The sequence below is a fragment of the Paraburkholderia sp. J11-2 genome (assembly GCF_905220185.1).
Classification (GTDB): Bacteria; Pseudomonadota; Gammaproteobacteria; order Burkholderiales; family Burkholderiaceae; genus Paraburkholderia.
The window spans coordinates 195988-213983 of sequence record NZ_CAJMYY010000005.1; the positions used below are offsets into that span (position 1 = coordinate 195988).

Here is a 17996-nt window from a genome sequence, read left to right on the forward strand (position 1 = left end):
GCCATTGCGCACCAGCCATATCGCTAGACGGGCGTTTTTTATCGACTTCGTGAGGATAGGAAAATGTCAGGTAAGCGGGAATGCCGCGCAGGGGAGTCGAAATGAGACGAGCCCTGCTAAAGCTCGGAGACAAGACGACGGCGGGTGGCGTTGTGCTCGAAGGCGTCGATAGTTGCCTGCATCACGGCACGCCGCTCACTTTCATCGGCGCGAAGATCTGGTGTCCCGAGTGCAATTCGGAAGGCGTGATTGGCTGGAACGGCCCGCATCGCAAGGCAACGATGATGGGCAAGCAGCAGGCCCTGGAAGGCGATCTCTGCCTCTGCAGATGCGATCCGCCACCGGTGCTCCTTGCTTCGCAGAACAGCGCCTGGCATGTGTTCGAGTCGGATGAACTGGAAAGGGCAACAGGTGCCGGCCATTCGATGACCCGCGCATCCCCGGCCGGGCACGACGAACTGGAACACTACTTTGAAATCGTTGACGCGGTAAGCGGCGCTCCAATTGAAGGAATGACCTATACGCTGTTAAGCAACGGTGTTTCGCTGGTCAATAGTCAATCGCTTGTCACCGGGAGAACGGCAATCGTTTCTAAAGCCGACTATCCCAATCTAACGTTCATTGCATGGCGCAAGGGGGACGTCAGATGAGCGACACGATCGACAAAAACGTGCGTCTGCTCGCAGCCATTGCTTACGGCGAAGCTTCAACGGCAAACGACGCTCAGGAAATCGGCGGCATCGCTTTTGCAGTTGCTAACAGGTGTCGTGCGTGGGGCAACAAGACTGTGACCGAATTGCGCAGTGCGGATCCAAACTATGCATACGCGTGGGACGGTTCCAACGAGCGTTTCAATAAGCTCATGCGAACATCAGACGCGGAGATAGCGTTCAATCCAGGCATGCAACTGGCGATTGACTCTGCACGCAAGGCAATAGCGAACAGCGGCGTGGACCCTTCAAATGGTGCGTTCTGGTGGGATGGGCTGGATTTCAAAACCAGGTATTCCAGCCACCCCAAAGTCCGCGACGGATTCAAATGGACAGATCCGTCCCACAACCTATTCGACGTGCCGGAAAAACGCCGGTCTGTCATTGCGTATTGGCGAGTGCGAAACAGAAAGACTGGCCAGGTCGTCGATGGCGCCGAGCGTGGCCGGTACGATTCGGTATGGATTTCAACCGCAGCCCACGGAAGCACGATTTTCTGGATTCACGATCCTGACTACCTGCAGGCAACGGGTGGAAAATCGTATCGATGAAGCGCTTCACAATCCTCCTGGCCGTCTCCTCTTGCATATCGACATACGCATATGCAGAGAAAATTTACGACGACTATGACGCTTTTTATGCCGACCAACCAGGCGCCATTTTCAAAACCCCGCTCAAACAAGACAGGAGGAATGTATATTCCAACTTCGGCGAAAATGGCATCTATGCGGAGATACGGGCAACCATCAACGGGAGACCCGCGAGAATTCAGGTTGCTTCGGGGCACATATCAATCAATAAGAAAACGTACAGGTTTGCCCAGGCCATAACATTTCCAAACGAACACACGGGCGACATCTACCCCGGCACCGCCGAAGTTTTCATTGCGAAAGGTCTGGACAATCGTTCGCCGCTTCTGTGTCTGGAGGGGCACGGTAGCGGGTCCGGCGAAGCCAATCGCCGTCAACAGATATTCCTTCTGATGAACCCGTTTGGCCATCAGCCAGTGTTTCTTCATTTGCCTGGCCTTCTTTCGTCATGCCGGGCCGTGCTGGCAACGCACAACGGCCAAGTGGTCTTCCCGCAGAATAGTTATGTGTGGAATGCGACGCAGGATGCACGAACAGGTTTGCAAATCTCGTACTTTGCATTCGAGCGCGGGCGATTTGCCCCGACAAGCAAGAAGATCAATCTGCGCTTCGTTACGCCAGAGAACCCGTTCACCTTCTATCGACAGGAATAGCCGATCTCGCCGCGCCAGGACAAGCGGATGACCAATTGCCGCAGCGATTGTCGCCTCCCGATGAACACAGCATCGCGTTCGAACCACTTTATCCAGACTAACAGCGCCCGCATACTGCCTCTCATAGATTTCACGATCATGCCGACGCCATGCTAAACAGAGACGCCATCCGCTCCGGTGCGTTTCTCGAGAGTTTCAGCCATCTTCCGCCGGAAATTCTCTGGACGCAGACCCAAATCGACCAGTCGCTCGCCGAAACGATGGCGAAGCGCCCCGCTGGCAAAGAGATCTGGGTGTTCGGCTACGGTTCGCTCATGTGGAATCCGCTCTCGCGCTTCGACCGGCGCGCGAGCGCCACGCTGCACGGCTGGCGCCGGAGCTTTTGCATTCGCCTTTTCGGCGGCCGCGGCACGCCGCAGCGGCCGGGCCGCATGCTCGCGCTGGAGCCAGGGGGCGCCACGCAAGGCCTCGCGCTGCGCCTCGACGCCGCGACGCTCGAAGAAGAACTGCATATCCTCTGGACCCGCGAGATGCTGACCGGCGCCTATACGCCGGCCTGGACCACCGTGACACTCGCCACGGGCGAAACGCGCCACGCTCTCGCCTTCGTGGCAAGTGATTGCCCGCGGCAATACGAGGCCGATTCGAGCCCCGCGACGGTGGCCCGCCTGATCGCCCAGGCGCAGGGACCGCTCGGCTCCAACGCGGAATATGTGTTCCAGCTCAGGCAAGCGCTCGCCGATTGTGCGTTGACCGACGCCTACGTCGAGGAGGTGGCGCAGGCGCTCGAACGGATCGAATTGACGCCCTGACTACGCGCTAAGCGAGCCGCGCGAGTCCCGTGACCAACTGAACGACGCCAAACGCGGCGATCGCAACGGCGGAAAAAATGGAGATGCCCCGCGTGAACGCGAGCGGCAGCTTGGTTCGCAACGCGGAGGTCACGCCGCTCAGGAACAGCCACCACACGGCCGAGCCCGCGAACACACCCGTCACCATGGGCGCCACCGAAAGCCATCCCGGCACGCCATGTTCGCCCGGCATGGCCGGCAATGGTCCGAGCGCCGCAAAAGCGGCGATGAACGAAAAAATCGTCAGGGGATTCGAGAGCGTGAGCGCAAACGTCGTGAAGAAGTCACGCGTAACAGGCGTGCGCAAGCCCTCCTGGACGGCGGCCGGCGCACGAGGCGCCTCGCGCGCGATCGTCCACGCCATCCATACCAGAAATGCCCCGCCAGCCGCCTTCAAGCCCACGGTCAGCATCGGCAGCGCCGCGACGATACCCGCCACGCCGAGCGCGCCGAGCAAGCCGTAACACGCGTCCGCGCACGCAGCACCCATGCCAGTGGCAAAGCCGGAGCGGAAACCCCGGCTCAGGCTGCGCTGGATGCACAGCATGCCGATGGCCCCGACCGGTGCGGCGATGCAAAAACCCAACGCCACCGCTTTAACGAACAACATGTCCCTCTCTCCGCAATTCATGTTCTGTGAGGGACTATCGTAGACCGCGAAGATTATCCGCAGAAGCGGGGATTTAAGGGAAAATGGGCATCTCACCTTAAACATTTCGCCAAGATGGACGATCTGGACTGGAAAATACTGGCGCTGCTGCAGGAGAGCGGGCGCATGACCTATACGGAGCTGGCTCGCCGCGTGCATCTCTCGGTGCCGGCGGTCACGGAACGCGTGCGACGTCTCGAAGATGCCGGTGTGATCGAAGGCTATACGGCGCGCGTGAATCCGGCCGCCGCTGGCTATCCCCTCTGCGCCCTGATCGGCATTACGGTGCCGCAGTCCGCGAAAACGAAGTTTCTCAAGCTGCTCAGCACGATTGCCGAGGTGCTCGAATGCCATCACGTCACGGGAGCGGACTCCTACGTCATTCGCCTCGTGGCAACGAGCGTGGCTGATCTGGAGCGACTGATCCAGCGGATCAACCTTTACGGCGAGACGCGCACGTCCATCGTCATGTCCACGCCGCTCGCCGCGCGTGCGCTCACGCCGCCTCAAAACGGGTCGCGCGGCAAGGCCTAGCCGCGACGACCCAAGGGCTCAAAGCGAACGCGCGATTGCTTGGCCCAGCAGTTCCACGCCGAGATCGATCTCCTGCTCGCTTACGGTCAGCGGCGGCGCAATGCGGAACACGCCGCCCATACCGGGCAACTGCACGATATTCATGCTAAGCCCAAGCTTCATGCATTCGCGCGTGATCTTCGCGCCAAGACCGTCTGCGGGTTCCTTCGTGCGGCGGTCCTTGACGATCTCGAGACCCAGCAGCAGGCCGCGCCCGCGAATGTCGCCGATGCAGTCGAAGCGCTCCATCAGGTCCAGCAGTCCGCGCCTGAGCCGGTCGCCCATGATGTTTGCGCGCGCAACGAGTCCGTCGCGCTCCACCACGTCCAGCACCCGCAGGCCGACCGCGGCGGGAAGCGGATCGGACACATGGGTCGTGTAGAACAGAAAGCCGCGTTCGTGCGCCGCTTCTTCGATCTGCGCGGACGTCACCACCGCCGCCAGCGGCAAGCCCGCGCCCAGCGTCTTGGAGAGCGTGAGAATGTCGGGCGTCACACCGTCGTGCTCGCACGCGAACATCGTGCCGGTGCGGCCAACGCCTGTTTGCGCCTCGTCCAGGATCAGCAGCATGCCGCGCTCTTCGCACTTGCGCTTGAGCGCCGCCATATAGCCCGGCGGCAATTCGATGATGCCGCCCGAACTCAGGATCGGCTCCGCAATGAAGGCCGCGAGATTGCCACTCGACTGGCGGTCGATGAGATCGAACGCGTAGTCGAGTTCCGCGAGGTAGTCGTATTGCCCGTTGCGCTCGAAGCGCGGCCGGTACATGAACGGCGCGGGAATCGCGTACGAGCCCACCGCTGCGGGACCTACGCCCTTGCGGCCTGCGCTATAGGTGGCCGAAGCCGCGCCGCCGGTCATGCCGTGCCACGACTGCGCAAAGCCCACGATTTCGAACTTGCCGGTGACGAGTTTCGCCATGCGGATGGCGGCCTCGTTCGACTCCGCGCCGGTGCTCAGCAGCAGCGCCCGGTCGAGCCCGGCGGGCGTGATATCGGCTAAGCGCGTCGCCAGCTCGACCACGGGCCGCGAGAGCATGCCGCTGAACAGGTGGTCCAGCTTGCCCGCATATTCGTTGATGACCGAAACGATCTCGGGGTGGCTGTGGCCGAGCACCGCGCTCATCTGCCCCGAGGTGAAATCGAGTATCGGGCGGTCGTCCGCGTCGTAGACGAAGCTGCCCTGGGCGCGCTCGATGATCATCGGCTCGAACGTGCCGCCATAGCGGATCAGATGCTGCCGCGCGTTGCGCCAAAACTGTTCGTCGTCGTTCCTGGACACAGGCTTCTCCTTTTCGGGTGGCAGGTTTTTCTTGCAGTCTAGTCGGCGCTCTGGTTTTATAGAATCGAATAGTTCTTATGCAAGCTAGAAGAGAGGCTAATATCGTGAGCCGCCCGCTCGAAATCGATTTGCTGCGCTCGTTCGCGGTCATTGCCGAGGTGCGTTCGCTAAGCCGCGCGGCCGAACGCGTGGGCCGCACGCAGTCGGCGCTGAGCCAGCAGATCAAGCGGCTCGAGGAGATCGTCGATCAGCCGCTGTTTCAGCGCACCGGGCGCGGCGTCGCGCTGACGAGCCCCGGCGAGCGGCTGCTGGTCCACGCCCAGCGCATCCTGCGCCTGCACGACGAGGCGATGGCCGACCTGTGCGGCACGGGCCTGTCGGGGAGCATCCGCTTCGGTTGCCCGGACGACTATGCGGCCGTGTTCCTCCCCTCTTTGCTGCGACAGTTTTCGAGCCAGCATCCCCATGCGCTCGTGGAAGTCGTGTGCGTGCCCACGCCGCGGCTGCTCGAACAACTCGACAAGCGAGCGGTCGACCTCGCGATGGTGTCGCTGCCTTTGAATGCCAGCGGCACGGACGACGAGATCATTCGCCGCGAGCAACTGGTCTGGATCGGCTCGCCCGAACTCGACGCCGCCCACTTCGACCCGCTGCCGCTCGCGCTCTCCGATCCCGATACGCTCGACCACATCGCGGCCTGCGAGGCATTGGAGCGCGCGGGCAGAGCCTACCGGGTCGCGTATGCGAGCAGCAGCCTCGCCGGGCTTACCGCGCTCGTGCGTTCGGGCCAGGCCTTCGCCGTCATGACGCAAACCGCCGTTCCGCCGGATCTGGCCATTCTCAATGGCGACCCGGCGCTGCCGCCCTTGCCGGCCGTCGGGATCACGATAAAGTTCGGGCGCAAGCGGCCCTCGCTGCTCACGGCGGCGTTTGCGGAGCACATTCGACTCACGCTGCCGATGTTGTGAGCACGCTGCCGCGAACAGGGCGCGCGCACTGCCGCGGTCTGCCAGGCAGGCGCAACCACGTCGCGTCGATTGCTTTCGTGCTTTCGTGACGTGAGCGGGTCGATATTGAATTCGTAATAACATCGTATGCCGTGTTTCAACCGCACCCCGGAGGCAACATGCGACCCAATAGAATCATGTTTATCCGGCACGCCGAGAAGCCCGCATCCGATGAAGGCATCGGGATCGAGGCGGATGGCAAACCCGACGCGGAAAGTCTCTGCGTGCGCGGCTGGCAGCGAGCCGGCGCTTTGGCGCGATTCTTCTGCCCGAACGAGACAACGCATGCAACGCAACTCAAGCCAGCTACCGTATTCGCAGCGGGGGCCGGTCCTTCCAGCAAGAGCAAACGCTCGATGCAGACGGTGGCGCCCCTTGTGTCGCTGCTGCGCGAAACATCGCAGGTCGATTACGTCAACACCTACCTGAAAGACGACGGCCGAGCGCTCATGACAGACGTACTCTCTCGACCGGGCGTCGTGTTGATAGCGTGGGAGCACAAAGTGCTGCCCTCGCTCATTGGACACATACCTCGCGTGCCCACGGTCCCGGCAACGTGGCCGGACGAGCGTTTCGACATGGTCTGGATATTCGATCGCGCAGGGGAAGGCTGGTCGTTTTCACAGCTCCCGCAATCGCTACTCGCTGGCGATTCCAACGCGCCAATCCGCTAGGCCTTATGTTCTGGTCTCGATCAAAAACGAGCACAGTCACCGGCTAGCATCACGCTCGCTTTGCTCCTGCACCGTAAAGATTGCCTCGGGCAATATCTTCAGACGTTCAATGGGAATAGGATCGCCGCTTTTGTCGGAATATCCATAGGTGCCTTCTGCGATCTTCTCAAGCGCGCGCTGGATGTCGGCGATTCTCCGGTCGTTCACGTTGCGCAAGGCCTGATTGGCGACGTCCTGTTCGATTCTCTGGGCATCGTCCTCGGCTTCCCTTGCTTCCTCGCCAAACGCCTCTTCCTGATCGCGCTCCGCCGCAATCGTGCCTTCTTCGCCGCCGAGCACCTCACGCTGCAGCGCCAGCAAGCGCTGACGCTGACTCTCGATGAATGCTTCGCTCAATATCTGATCAGTCATGTTGATTCTCCCAAAGACCCATCGACGACACTGCGAGCTAGTGGAGCAGACCTTTGAATATCGCCGTCAAACTGACGGCCATCATTTCGACCGCGATGGCTGCAAGGATCATACCCATCAAACGCTTGGTGATCGCTGTCACCTTGGCGGACAAAAAGCGCCCGAGATATGGCGCGGAAAACAATGCAGCAGCCAGCAAGGCGAGAAACACGACCAGCCCCGTAGCGAGGCTCGCAATCTTCCCGTTGGCGTCTGCGGTGTGGCCGAACACCACTAACGTGGCGATCGTGCCAGGGCCCACAAGAAGCGGCGTGGTCAGCGGAAACACCGCCACGTCCTGATCATAGCCGCTTTCGCCTAGCTCGCCTTGCCGCGGCGTGTGCTGCGCGCTCGATGACCCGTGTACCATGTCCAGCGCGATCAGCAATACGAGCAACCCGCCCGCGAGACGGAAATCGTCGATGCTGACCCCGAACACCTTGAGAATCGTCTCGCCGAGCGTGACGGAAATAACACAGCCAATCGTCACGCCGATAAAGGTTGTGGCCGCAACCGCCCGCTGCTTTCCATCGGACAGTCCCTCAGTCAACGAAATGAACACCGGGATGTTCGCGATCGGATTCATGATCGCAAAGAGTGCCGAAAAGACCTTCATTGAAAACGCGAAGTCGATGGCCATGAGGTCACCTCGTGATCGTCATCCGCCCTACGATTCTCAACGCGTCCCAATTCACGAGTACAGCAGACGCTTGAATTCCTGGCCGCCATGTCCGCGACGTTCACGGCACGCACAGTTTATGCCACGTCAGAGATAGAATCGCCCGCTGCATTTTCCGATACTTTGCATCGCTCGTTTGGCGTTGACAATCCAATGCATGCTGGGTTCAATGCGTATTGATCGCCTGCGTGCCGGTGCCATAATGGATCTTCGGATGACCAACGGGAGTCAATCGTGACGCGCAAGTCCAGCGACCGACGACATCGATTTCTGCACGACCTCAAGTGGATTGCCATTCTTTGGTGCGTCGGCTTCGGTGCGACCGTTCTACTCACGCTGCCGTTTCACTTTCTCGTTATGGCCATGATGAGGAAGTAGCGGCACACGAACATCCGGCTAGCCCCCTTTCGCCTACCGCGCGCACGACGCCGCGAGTCTGCCGACCGTGATGACCGCCTGTTCGATTTCCGGCGACCACGGCGTGCTGTAATTGAGCCGGATGAAGTTGCGATAGCTGTCCGACACGGAAAACATATAACCGGGTCCAATCGTGATGCCGCGCGCCAGTGCAAGCTGGTAGAGCGTCATCGAATCCACCTTCGCCGGCAACTCGATCCACAGCACATACCCACCCATCGGAGTCGACGTGCGCGTGCCTGCCGGAAAGAAGCGCGTGACCGTCGACTTCATCAAATTGCACTGCTGTGCGTAATTTTTGCGGATGCGTCTCAGATGATGCTCGTAGCCATCGCGCTCCAGGTATTCGGCAATCGCCAGTTGTGGAATGACCGAAGTCGTCAGCGTATTCAGGAATTTCAGCTTTTCGACCTCGTCGCGATAACGTCCCGGCAACGCCCAGCCGATACGATACGCCGCGGTCAGACTCTTCGAGAATGAACCACAGTGCAGCACCATGCCCTTCTTGTCATACGATTTGAGTGTGGTGGGATGCGAGTCGCCGAAATACAGTTCGTTATAAACGCCGTTTTCAATTACCGGAATCTCAGCCTTCTCGAGCAGGTCGACAAGTTCGCGCTTGCGCTCATCGGGCATCTGGAACCCGAGTGGATTCTGAAAATTCGGCATCACCATGCAAGCGGCAATCGGCCCTGATTCGATGATTTTCGCAAGCGCTTCGACTTCGATGCCGTACTCGGGGTGCGTCGCGACTTCGATCGCCTTCATGCCCGAGCGCTCGATAGCGTGCAGCATGGCGTAGAACGTGGGCGACTCCACGGCGATCACGTCCCCCGGTTTGGCGACTGCCTGCAAACACAGATTGATCGCCTCCGTCGCGCCCACCGTCACGATGATCTCGTTGGGGTCTACGGCCATGCCATTCTCGAGGTAACGCCGGGCGATCTGGCGGACCAGCTCCGGGGTGCCCGGCGGCAGCGCGTTGGTCACGCCCCACAGCGACTTCCTGCGTCCCGCGGCCGCCGCGTAGCGGTTGAGCTTTTCGTAAGGAAACAGCTGGGGGTCGGGATACGGCGAACCGAGCGGCACGGCGTCGTCGGTACCAATGGAGCGCAAGGTAGACAGCACGAGGCGGCTCACGTCCACCGTTGCCGACACGGCAATCGGCCGGCTCGTGCGCAATTCATCCGAGCGCACGCTGCCAGCGCCCGCTCGCACGCTCACGAAATAACCGGACTGCGGGCGGCTCTCCAGCACACCGCGGCTTTCCAGCAGCAAATACGCGCGAATGACGGTAGTAATGCTGATGCGGTGCTGCTGGCTGGCCTGGCGCACCGACGGCACGCGGTCCCCCGGCCGGTAGACGCCCTTGCGAATCAGTGTCTCGATGTCGTCCGCGAGCTTTTCATAGAGCTTCACTGTCTCTCCCCGGTAGCCGCTCACAGCACAGTTGATGCAGTGTACTGCGGTGCGCGAAACTGTACTCTAAATTGCATGTGGATTCTGTATGTCATGGGGGAGGTCCATAGCTCTTACCCTTGAACATGACGAGATGCAGCACACCCCTTATGGGCACGCCCTGGGGAAACGCGTGCTACCCATGGAGCGAAGCGTAATGGACAAGGCGAGGCCAAAGGGAAATATCGAGGCGTATCACGCCCCCTCCGCCGGCTGGGACGCGGTCACTAGCCGCTACGCGCAGATTGCCTGGGACGACGTGTTCGCGCCGGTCGACTTCGAGGTCGCCGACACCCTCATCATCTTTGGGCACAATCCCGCAGCCAATCATCCGCGCATGCTCGGCGCGTTGCGCGAGGCGTCGCGACGCGGCGCGGTCATCGTTTCGGTGAATGCGCTGCATGAGCGCGACCTCGAACACTTCGCAAGCCCGCAGCATAGTGTCAAAACAATGGCGTTCGGCAGCACCCGAATCGCGTCGATGTTGATCCGGACAAAACCCGGCGGCGACTTCGCACTCGTCAAAGCAGTCGCCAAACGGCTCATTGAACTCGACGACGAAGCGCTCGCGAACGGCACCGAGCGCATGATCGATATCGACTTCATCAAGCAGCATACGCTCGGCTTCAGCGACTTCGCAGAGGAGCTCCGCGAGGAGAACTGGCCGCTTCTCGAAGTGGAGTCGGGCATGGCGCGCGAGGACATCGAAGGCTTCGCGCGTATCTACGCACACGGCAAACGCGTTGTTGCGACCTGGTGCATGGACATCACGCAGCACACGCATGCGGTGCAGACCGTACACCTGCTTCACAACCTGCTGATGATGCGCGGCAACACCGGCAGGAAAAACACGAGCAGCAGCAAGGTGTGTTTCATCTGCTCGCCGCTGCCCCGAATAGCCCCTACCTTACGTTCATGCTGCCCGGCTTATTCGAACATTAAGGGTTGCATATCCGATAGCTAATATCGGCTCGCCGACAGTTCACGGCAACACGCTGCGTCCCTAGAATGAAGTAGAGAATTTGCACGCCAATTCGCTCTTCGCTTCAACAGCCCTCACGCGAATGTGCGTGCTGAAGATCGAAGATCGAGATATTCAAATATACATAACGGGAAAATAAAAATTCGAACTTGAAGATTTAATTCTTGTTCCGAATTCGGGATTGCCTAAAATCAACCGTGACACGCCAGACAACAATCCTCAGACCCGTGCGATCCTGGTGCGGCGTTGCTCCGGCCTTGCGCTGCATGCGTAGAAAACCCAATGGAGTTTCCCATGACGAAACTACGTGATGTGCCCGGCGTTCATCCCTACACTGGCCCGGCTGGTGGATGGGGCGCACTCAAAGCAACCGCGCAGGCGATTCACGATCAAATGGAAAGCATCGAGGCGCCCATCACGCTGATGCGGACCAATCAACCCGATGGCTTCGACTGCCCCGGCTGCGCATGGCCCGACAAGGAGCACCGTTCCACCTTCCAGTTCTGCGAGAACGGTGCGAAGGCTGTGACCTGGGAAGCCACGACGAAACGGGTGACACCGGAATTCTTCGCTGCGAACACCGTCACCTCGCTGCTGCAGAAAACGGACTATGAGCTCGAAGACATGGGACGGCTCACCCATCCGCTCGTCTATGACCGCGCAAGCGACACGTTTCGCGCCGTCGATTGGGAAGACGCCTTCGCGCGCATCGGCGAAATCCTGCGCTCGCTCTCACCGGATCAGGTTGAGTTCTATACGTCCGGGCGCGCGTCCAACGAGGCTGCGTTTTTGTATCAGCTTTTCGCGCGCGAGTACGGAACAAACAATTTCCCCGATTGCTCGAACATGTGTCACGAGCCGACCAGCGTTGGCCTGCCGCAATCGATCGGAATCGGAAAAGGAACGGTCTCGCTCGAAGATTTCGATTCGACCGAGCTGATCATTTCCATCGGCCACAACCCGGGCACGAACCATCCGCGCATGATGGGCACCTTGCACGAAGCTTCGCGACGCAACGTGCCCATCATCGTCTTCAATCCATTGCGCGAGCGAGCACTCGAGCGTTTTGCCGATCCGCAAAGCATGATTGAAATGGCGACGTTCGGTTCGACCCGCATCGCGTCCACCTACTTCCAGCTGGACGCCGGCGGTGACGCGGCCGCGCTCAAGGGCGTCATGAAGGTCTTGCTGCAAATGGAGGCGGAGCAAGGCGGCGTACTCGACAAGGCGTTCATTGCGCAGCATACCGAAGGCTTCGACGCTTTCGCCGCGGATCTCGAAGCAACCTCATGGGAAGACATCGAGAAGGCCAGCGGCCTCACGCGCCCCGACCTCGAGCATGTGGCGATCGCCTATGCGAAATCGAACGCGACGATCGTCACGTACGGCATGGGCGTCACCCAGCACAATAAAGGCACGGCCAACGTGCGCCTGATTGCGGATCTGCTGTTGCTGCGCGGCAATTTCGGCAAGCCCGGCGCCGGCATTTGTCCGCTGCGCGGGCATTCGAATGTGCAAGGCAACCGCACCGTTGGGATCACCGAGAAGCCGTCGAAAGCGTTCCTCAAGCTCATCGAAAATGCCTGCGGATTCACACCGCCCGACGGACACGGTCACGACGCGGTGCAAGCCATGCAAGCGATGATCGATGGCAAGGCCAAGGCGCTCCTGTGCCTGGGAGGCAATTTCGCGGTTGCGCTGCCCGACTCCGAGCAGTCGTTCCCCGCGATGGCCGCGCTCGACCTGGGCGTCCACATCGGCACAAAGCTCAATCGTACGCACCTGCTCGTTTCGAAAGAGACGTATGTGTTTCCGTGCCTCGGTCGTACGGAACTCGATATGCAGAGCAGCGGACGCCAATCCATCACGGTGGAAGATTCGATGTCCATGGTGCACGCTTCGGCCGGCAAGCTCACCCCCGCTTCCGACCAGCTTCGCTCCGAACCCGCTATCGTTGCAGGCATGGCGCGCGCCACGATGCCCAATACGAAAGTGGCGTGGATGGAGCTTATCGCCGACTACGACAAGATCCGCGATCTGATCGAGCAGACCGTGCCCGGCTTCGAGGACTTCAACCGACGCATTCGCGTTCCGGGCGGATTCCGCTTGCCGCTTCCGCCAACCGAACGCCAGTGGCACACGCCATCGGGCAAGGCCGAATTCTCCGTTTATGGAGGCGTGAAGGAAGATGCCGACGTGTTGGGGGCCCAGAACGTGCTGCGCCTGATCACGATTCGCAGCCATGATCAGTACAACACGACAATTTACGCGATGGATGACCGCTATCGCGGCGTGTTTGGCCGGCGCGACGTGCTCTTCATGAACGGCGACGACATGGCCGCGTACGGCATCGAGCACGGCGATCTTGTCGATATCGAAACGGTCACGTCGGGTCGCACGCTACGGCTGAAGAACATCACCGCCATCGTGTATAGCATCGCGCGCGGTTCCGTAGCGGCTTATTACCCGGAAGCCAACGTGCTTGTTCCGCTTGACTATATCGACAAGGAGAGTGGAACGCCCTCCTATAAGTCTGTGCCCGTGCGCGTGGTGCGCGCGGCGGGAACCTAGTCTTATTCAGTTCCGGTAGTCCGGGCGGGCGCCCCGCCTTCCCTGCCGGAATGTCTCTGGCATGCAGATGCAATCGTCACCAGGAGCGCAAAAGAATCATGGACATCTTCGACGCATTTCATCTCGCCAGGCTGCAGTTCGCATTTACCGTTTCGTTTCATATTGTGTTCCCGGCGATCAGCATAGGCATGGCGAGCTTTCTCGCCGTGCTCGAATGGCGTCTATTGCTCACGGGCGATGCGGCCTATAAAGACATGTACCGCTTCTGGTCGAAAATCTTCGCGGTGGGATTCGGCATGGGTGTGGTCTCGGGCGTCGTGATGGCTTACGAGTTCGGCACGAACTGGAGCGGATTCTCGACGATTGCGGGCAATATCACGGGTCCGCTGCTGACCTATGAAGTCTTGACTGCGTTCTTCCTGGAGGCCGGTTTTCTCGGTGTGATGCTGTTCGGCTGGAGTCGTGTGAGCCCGAAGGCGCATTTCTTCGCCACACTCATGGTCGCGATCGGCACGCTCATTTCGACATTCTGGATTCTCTCGTCGAACAGCTTCATGCAAACGCCCCAAGGCTACGCGATCCTGAATGGCCGCATCGTGCCGGTGGACTGGTGGAAAGTGATTTTCAATCCTTCGTTCCCGTTTCGTCTCGCGCATATGACCATCGCCGCGTTTATCGTGGCCGCCTTCATCGTGGCGGCTTGCGGCGCGTGGCATTTGCTGCAGGGGCGGCGCGACGTGCCGGTAAAGCGCAGTTTCTCGATGGCGCTGTGGATATTGCTGTTTCTCGCACCCATTCAGATTGTGGTCGGCGACGCGCACGGTCTCAATACACGCGAGTATCAACCAGCGAAGATCGCCGCGATTGAAGGACTCTGGGAAACGGAGCACGGCGGCACCGCGCTCAATCTGGTCGGCTTTCCGGACATGAATGCGGAAGTGACACGTTTCGCGATCAGAGTGCCGCATCTCGGCAGCCTGATTCTCACACATAGCTGGAACGGTGAAATTCGCGGCCTCAAGGAGTTTCCACCCGAGGATCGTCCGTTCTCGCCAATCATTTTCTGGACGTTCCGCATCATGGCGGGGCTCGGCATGCTCATGCTGCTGACCGCCGTGGTGGGACTCTTTCTGCGTCGCGGCGGGCGACTTTATGAAGCGCGTTGGTTTCAATGGTTCGTATTCTGCATGGGACCGTCCGGAATCCTCGCGCTACTGGCCGGCTGGATCACGACCGAAGTGGGCAGGCAGCCATGGACCGTATACGGCATCGTGCGCACAATCGATTCGGTGTCGCCCATCGGCGCGCAGCAAGCCGGCGTTTCGCTGCTTATCTTCGTGATCGTCTATTTCCTCGTCTTCGGAACCGGCGTCTATTACATGCTCAAGATGATGAAAAAGGGACCCGCTACCGGGGTCGAAAGTGTCGAATCGCTCAAGTATCCGGGATTGCACAATCGTGCACTCGACGCTGTAGTGGGGGACTGAGGCCATGCAAATCGATCTTCCTGTGATCTGGGCCGCCATCATCGGTCTCGGCGTTTTTATCTACGTGATGCTCGACGGCTTCGATCTGGGCATCGGCCTGCTGTTTCCGTTCTTCGAAGGCAAGGTTGAACGCGAGGTGATGCTCAATACCGTTGCGCCGGTGTGGGATGGAAACGAAACCTTCCTCGTGCTGGGCGGCGCCGGTCTTTATGGGGCCTTTCCCGTGGTCTACTCGACGTTGCTGCCCGCCAACTACATGCCGCTCATTCTCATGGTGGTCGGCCTGATTTTTCGCGGCGCGGCCTTCGAGTTGCGCGCGAAAGCCACGCGTACGCAACATGCGTGGGATCTCGCGTTTATCGGTGGTTCCGCGCTCGCCGCAATGTGCCAGGGCGTCACGCTTGGATCGCTCTTGCAGGGCATCAAGATAGTCGATGACAAGTTCGCGGGCGATCCGTTCGACTGGTTCTCGCCGTTTAGCGTGTTCTGCGGTTTCGGCGTATTGCTCACGTATGCGACGCTTGGTTGCGGCTGGCTGATCCTGAAGACCGACGGCGAGCTGCAGCGCAAGATGCGCCAGGTGATGCGTCCGCTCCTTGCCGTGCTGCTCCTGGCGATTGCCATCGTCAGCCTCTGGACCGTGCTCGGACTGCCCGCCGTGCGACAGCGCTGGTTCTTCAGCGGCAATCTCGGCTGGTTCCTGCCGGTGCCGATTCTCGTGGTGCTGTGCACGTTGGGCATCTACCGCTCGCTGAACCGGAGCCACGAAGCGATGCCTTTCCTCCTTTCGCTCGCGATCTGCTTTCTCGGCTACACCGGACTGATCATCAGCATCTGGCCGTACATCGTGCCCCCCTCGCTCACAATCTGGGACGCGTCGTCCAGCCATTCGAGCCAGCTGTTCGCCCTCGTGGGCACGGTCATCGTGCTACCAATCATTATTGTCTACAACGCCATGCAATATCGCGTGTTCCGGGGCAAGGTTCGCGAAGGAGACCACGGCTATCACTGAAGGGCATGGAAATCGCTGACTCAGGCAAGACCGGAAGGACTTCCCCATGCGCCAGCGAAAGAGTTCTAAGTAATTGCGCGCGCCCTATGAGCAGGCAACCGTACGTCAATACTCCAGAAAATGAAAGGCCATCATGATTGTCCGGCCACGGGAAAACTGGTTCCGGCTGCTGTTCGTCTGGAACGGATCGGTTCTGTCATCAATCATTCCCCAACTGTGCTTCATGGCAGTCGTGAGTACGCTTGCGGTCTTCACGCACGGGCGAGTGTTTGGAGAAAAGATTCCGCTCAACACTGCGCCCTTCACACTGTTCGGCGTCGCACTGGCTATCTTCCTCGCGTTTCGAAATAACGCCAGCTACGAGCGCTTCAACGAAGCGCGGCATCTTTGGGGCAACTTGCTGATCGCTTCGCGCACGCTGACTTCGCAAATGCTTTGCTACATTCCGGAACGCGCTGACACCTTGCGCATCGCGCAGCAGATAGTCGCATTCGTTTACGCGATCAAGCATGAATTGCGGGGCACCGATCCCACGACGGACCTTCAGCGTCTTCTTGGCCGCGAGCAGGCTGAGACGGTGTGCAGCCAGATCTATAGACCGGTGGCCATTCTCAACGAAATACGGCGCGAACTCTCGATCCCTCAGCATCGCGTTCATACGCCCGATACGAAGTTATGGATGCTCGATGCACAACTCGACGAATTGGGCAAAGCATTGGGTGGCTGCGAGCGTATCGCCTCGACGCCAATTCCATTCGCCTATAACGTGCTGCTGCATCGTACCGTCTACGCCTATTGCGTTTTGCTGCCTTTTGGGCTGGTGGATTCCACGGAGTTTTTTACGCCGCTACTGTGCGTTTTCATTGCGTATACGCTGATTGCGCTCGAAGCCATTGCGAGTGAAGTCGCCGATCCGTTCAGCGTGGCGCCCAACGCGCTCGCACTCGACGCCATGTCGCGCAATATTGAACGCTCCGTTCTCGAGCTGTGTGGATGCCCTGTTCCCGATCCGGTTGCACCCATTCGACCTTATCAGCTTACTTGAGTAAGCAGTAGCGAGAAGCCAGATTTCGCAGAGGAAATCGTAGCGTTAATTTTCTCTCCACCGCTCACTTACGGGTAGCGCGAATAAAATCACTGCCAATCCGATACGATGTATTGGAAATTCATCTCACTAGATTTTCGTACGACTACCGCCTACTCTGAATAGAAACCGAACCCGAGTTAATGTGCCATGGCCAACAACTTAATTGTCGCTGTTTTCAATGATTCCGCTATCGCCGAAAAAGCGTGTCAGGACTTCAAGGACTACGCAGAAAAAGGACAAGGGTTCATGATCCACAGCGGCGTCGTGGTGGAAAAGAGTACCGATGGAAAGTTGTCCGTTCTCGAGCGGCAATCACGGTCCTTCTGGGGAACGACGATCGGCGCGGCGACAGGCGCGCTCATCGGCTTGCTGGGCGGCCCGGCCGGCTCGATTCTTGGCTTTGTCGTCGGTGCAAGCGCAGGATTGACCGCGCATGCGCTGCGTGAGTTGCTTGACAGCGAACTGGTGAACGAGATTTCAGCGAAGCTGACGCCCGGCTCCGCTGCGGTCATACTCGAAGCGGACGAACCTTCCCCCTTTGTTGTGGACAATGTCGTAAGCGGCTATGGCGGCAGTGTTCACCGGAAAGCGTATCCGGAATGACGCCCCTCTCTTTGGTTTGCCTCCAGGAACGAATCGCACCACAGGCTTCCATAACAGTTCGACTCTCGCCGGAACGTCAACTGTTATCTATGTGCTCACGCTGTACGCGCCGCATCAAAACTGTACTCTACTCAGCGAGCGCGATTTGTGCGCTCCGCGCATGAATGACTCCTCTTACTCTTACCCCATCGCCACGTCGCCTCTGCAAGACGCGACGCAAGAATCGGAGTTAAAGCAATGAGAGGAATCGTATGTCAACGCC

18 protein-coding genes are annotated in these 17996 nt (G+C 59.6%); 13 read left to right on the plus strand and 5 right to left on the minus strand.

Features of this window, described 5'->3' with window-relative positions; translation table 11 throughout:
• The first annotated feature begins 101 nt into the window (after positions 1 to 101).
• The 4 genes from U5A57_RS09375 (at position 102) to U5A57_RS09390 (ending at position 2765) form a co-directional block, all read left to right on the plus strand.
• A complete protein-coding gene (locus U5A57_RS09375) occupies positions 102 to 650 on the plus strand; it encodes a PAAR domain-containing protein (protein ID WP_321910154.1) in 549 nt (182 codons plus the stop codon).
• Entirely contained in the window at positions 647 to 1261 is a 615-nt protein-coding gene (locus U5A57_RS09380; RefSeq protein WP_321910156.1) for a hypothetical protein, read from the plus strand. The genes U5A57_RS09375 and U5A57_RS09380 overlap by 4 nt, the downstream gene beginning before the upstream one ends.
• Positions 1258 to 1953 (plus strand): hypothetical protein, encoded by a 696-nt coding sequence (locus U5A57_RS09385; protein WP_321910158.1) that lies wholly within the window; start codon positions 1258 to 1260, stop codon positions 1951 to 1953. The genes U5A57_RS09380 and U5A57_RS09385 overlap by 4 nt, the downstream gene beginning before the upstream one ends.
• Before the next feature lie 149 nt (positions 1954 to 2102).
• The gene (locus U5A57_RS09390; protein ID WP_321910160.1) at positions 2103 to 2765 is read left to right on the plus strand and encodes a gamma-glutamylcyclotransferase; all 663 of its coding nucleotides are present in this window, start codon (positions 2103 to 2105) and stop codon (positions 2763 to 2765) included.
• Between the two features lie 7 nt (positions 2766 to 2772).
• Here U5A57_RS09390 and U5A57_RS09395 read toward each other — a convergent pair whose 3' ends face one another.
• Positions 2773 to 3414, minus strand: coding sequence for a LysE family translocator (locus tag U5A57_RS09395; RefSeq protein ID WP_321910162.1), 642 nt, complete (start codon positions 3412 to 3414; stop codon positions 2773 to 2775).
• A gap of 114 nt (positions 3415 to 3528) precedes the next feature.
• Between U5A57_RS09395 and U5A57_RS09400 the strand changes: the two genes are divergently transcribed.
• Positions 3529 to 3987 carry an Lrp/AsnC family transcriptional regulator gene (locus tag U5A57_RS09400; protein ID WP_321910164.1) on the plus strand — a complete coding sequence of 153 codons (459 nt, stop codon included), beginning with the start codon at positions 3529 to 3531 and terminating at the stop codon, positions 3985 to 3987.
• Between the two features lie 18 nt (positions 3988 to 4005).
• Here U5A57_RS09400 and U5A57_RS09405 read toward each other — a convergent pair whose 3' ends face one another.
• Positions 4006 to 5307, minus strand: coding sequence for an aspartate aminotransferase family protein (locus U5A57_RS09405; RefSeq protein WP_321910166.1), 1302 nt, complete (start codon positions 5305 to 5307; stop codon positions 4006 to 4008).
• Positions 5308 to 5384: 77 nt separating this feature from the next.
• Between U5A57_RS09405 and U5A57_RS09410 the strand changes: the two genes are divergently transcribed.
• Both U5A57_RS09410 and U5A57_RS09415 read left to right on the plus strand, forming a co-directional pair.
• Complete coding sequence (locus U5A57_RS09410; protein WP_321910168.1) at positions 5385 to 6275, plus strand: LysR family transcriptional regulator; 891 nt, start codon at positions 5385 to 5387, stop codon at positions 6273 to 6275.
• 158 nt (positions 6276 to 6433) lie between these two features.
• On the plus strand, positions 6434 to 6988 hold the full coding sequence (locus tag U5A57_RS09415; protein ID WP_321910169.1) for a phosphoglycerate mutase family protein: 555 nt from the start codon (positions 6434 to 6436) through the stop codon (positions 6986 to 6988).
• A gap of 36 nt (positions 6989 to 7024) precedes the next feature.
• Here the strand turns inward: U5A57_RS09415 and U5A57_RS09420 are convergent, their stop codons facing one another.
• The 3 genes from U5A57_RS09420 to U5A57_RS09430 form a co-directional block, all read right to left on the minus strand.
• Positions 7025 to 7399: a TraR/DksA family transcriptional regulator gene (locus U5A57_RS09420; RefSeq protein WP_321910171.1), complete on the minus strand. Its 375-nt coding sequence runs from the start codon at positions 7397 to 7399 to the stop codon at positions 7025 to 7027.
• A 37-nt stretch (positions 7400 to 7436) separates the two neighbouring features.
• On the minus strand, positions 7437 to 8078 hold the full coding sequence (locus U5A57_RS09425; protein ID WP_321910173.1) for a MarC family protein: 642 nt from the start codon (positions 8076 to 8078) through the stop codon (positions 7437 to 7439).
• Between the two features lie 450 nt (positions 8079 to 8528).
• Positions 8529 to 9953: a PLP-dependent aminotransferase family protein gene (locus U5A57_RS09430; RefSeq protein WP_321910174.1), complete on the minus strand. Its 1425-nt coding sequence runs from the start codon at positions 9951 to 9953 to the stop codon at positions 8529 to 8531.
• Positions 9954 to 10041: 88 nt separating this feature from the next.
• Between U5A57_RS09430 and U5A57_RS09435 the strand changes: the two genes are divergently transcribed.
• The 6 genes from U5A57_RS09435 (at position 10042) to U5A57_RS09460 (ending at position 17734) form a co-directional block, all read left to right on the plus strand.
• Complete coding sequence (locus tag U5A57_RS09435; RefSeq protein WP_321910176.1) at positions 10042 to 10956, plus strand: molybdopterin-dependent oxidoreductase; 915 nt, start codon at positions 10042 to 10044, stop codon at positions 10954 to 10956.
• 312 nt (positions 10957 to 11268) lie between these two features.
• Entirely contained in the window at positions 11269 to 13545 is a 2277-nt protein-coding gene (locus U5A57_RS09440) for an FdhF/YdeP family oxidoreductase (protein ID WP_321910178.1), read from the plus strand.
• A 98-nt stretch (positions 13546 to 13643) separates the two neighbouring features.
• The gene (locus U5A57_RS09445; protein ID WP_321910179.1) at positions 13644 to 15032 is read left to right on the plus strand and encodes a cytochrome ubiquinol oxidase subunit I; all 1389 of its coding nucleotides are present in this window, start codon (positions 13644 to 13646) and stop codon (positions 15030 to 15032) included.
• Positions 15033 to 15036: 4 nt separating this feature from the next.
• Entirely contained in the window at positions 15037 to 16044 is a 1008-nt protein-coding gene (gene cydB, locus U5A57_RS09450; protein ID WP_321910180.1) for a cytochrome d ubiquinol oxidase subunit II, read from the plus strand.
• A 133-nt stretch (positions 16045 to 16177) separates the two neighbouring features.
• Positions 16178 to 17089: a bestrophin family protein gene (locus U5A57_RS09455; RefSeq protein ID WP_321910182.1), complete on the plus strand. Its 912-nt coding sequence runs from the start codon at positions 16178 to 16180 to the stop codon at positions 17087 to 17089.
• Positions 17090 to 17278: 189 nt separating this feature from the next.
• On the plus strand, positions 17279 to 17734 hold the full coding sequence (locus U5A57_RS09460; protein WP_321910185.1) for a DUF1269 domain-containing protein: 456 nt from the start codon (positions 17279 to 17281) through the stop codon (positions 17732 to 17734).
• The last annotated feature ends 262 nt before the right edge of the window (positions 17735 to 17996 follow it).

What these genes read in the sequence shown, in the direction of transcription:
- U5A57_RS09400 (WP_321910164.1), top strand. Translation starts at nt 3,529, where the DNA reads ATGGACGATCTGGACTGGAAAATACTGGCGCTGCTGCAGGAGAGCGGG.
- U5A57_RS09390 (WP_321910160.1), top strand. Translation starts at nt 2,103, where the DNA reads ATGCTAAACAGAGACGCCATCCGCTCCGGTGCGTTTCTCGAGAGTTTC.
- U5A57_RS09455 (WP_321910182.1), top strand. Translation starts at nt 16,178, where the DNA reads ATGATTGTCCGGCCACGGGAAAACTGGTTCCGGCTGCTGTTCGTCTGG.
- U5A57_RS09415 (WP_321910169.1), top strand. Translation starts at nt 6,434, where the DNA reads ATGCGACCCAATAGAATCATGTTTATCCGGCACGCCGAGAAGCCCGCA.
- U5A57_RS09440 (WP_321910178.1), top strand. Translation starts at nt 11,269, where the DNA reads ATGACGAAACTACGTGATGTGCCCGGCGTTCATCCCTACACTGGCCCG.
- cydB (WP_321910180.1), top strand. Translation starts at nt 15,037, where the DNA reads ATGCAAATCGATCTTCCTGTGATCTGGGCCGCCATCATCGGTCTCGGC.
- U5A57_RS09380 (WP_321910156.1), top strand. Translation starts at nt 647, where the DNA reads ATGAGCGACACGATCGACAAAAACGTGCGTCTGCTCGCAGCCATTGCT.
- U5A57_RS09385 (WP_321910158.1), top strand. Translation starts at nt 1,258, where the DNA reads ATGAAGCGCTTCACAATCCTCCTGGCCGTCTCCTCTTGCATATCGACA.
- U5A57_RS09375 (WP_321910154.1), top strand. Translation starts at nt 102, where the DNA reads ATGAGACGAGCCCTGCTAAAGCTCGGAGACAAGACGACGGCGGGTGGC.
- U5A57_RS09445 (WP_321910179.1), top strand. Translation starts at nt 13,644, where the DNA reads ATGGACATCTTCGACGCATTTCATCTCGCCAGGCTGCAGTTCGCATTT.
- U5A57_RS09460 (WP_321910185.1), top strand. Translation starts at nt 17,279, where the DNA reads ATGGCCAACAACTTAATTGTCGCTGTTTTCAATGATTCCGCTATCGCC.
- U5A57_RS09420 (WP_321910171.1), bottom strand. Translation starts at nt 7,399, where the DNA reads ATGACTGATCAGATATTGAGCGAAGCATTCATCGAGAGTCAGCGTCAG.
- U5A57_RS09395 (WP_321910162.1), bottom strand. Translation starts at nt 3,414, where the DNA reads ATGTTGTTCGTTAAAGCGGTGGCGTTGGGTTTTTGCATCGCCGCACCG.
- U5A57_RS09410 (WP_321910168.1), top strand. Translation starts at nt 5,385, where the DNA reads ATGCAAGCTAGAAGAGAGGCTAATATCGTGAGCCGCCCGCTCGAAATC.
- U5A57_RS09435 (WP_321910176.1), top strand. Translation starts at nt 10,042, where the DNA reads ATGTCATGGGGGAGGTCCATAGCTCTTACCCTTGAACATGACGAGATG.
- U5A57_RS09425 (WP_321910173.1), bottom strand. Translation starts at nt 8,078, where the DNA reads ATGGCCATCGACTTCGCGTTTTCAATGAAGGTCTTTTCGGCACTCTTT.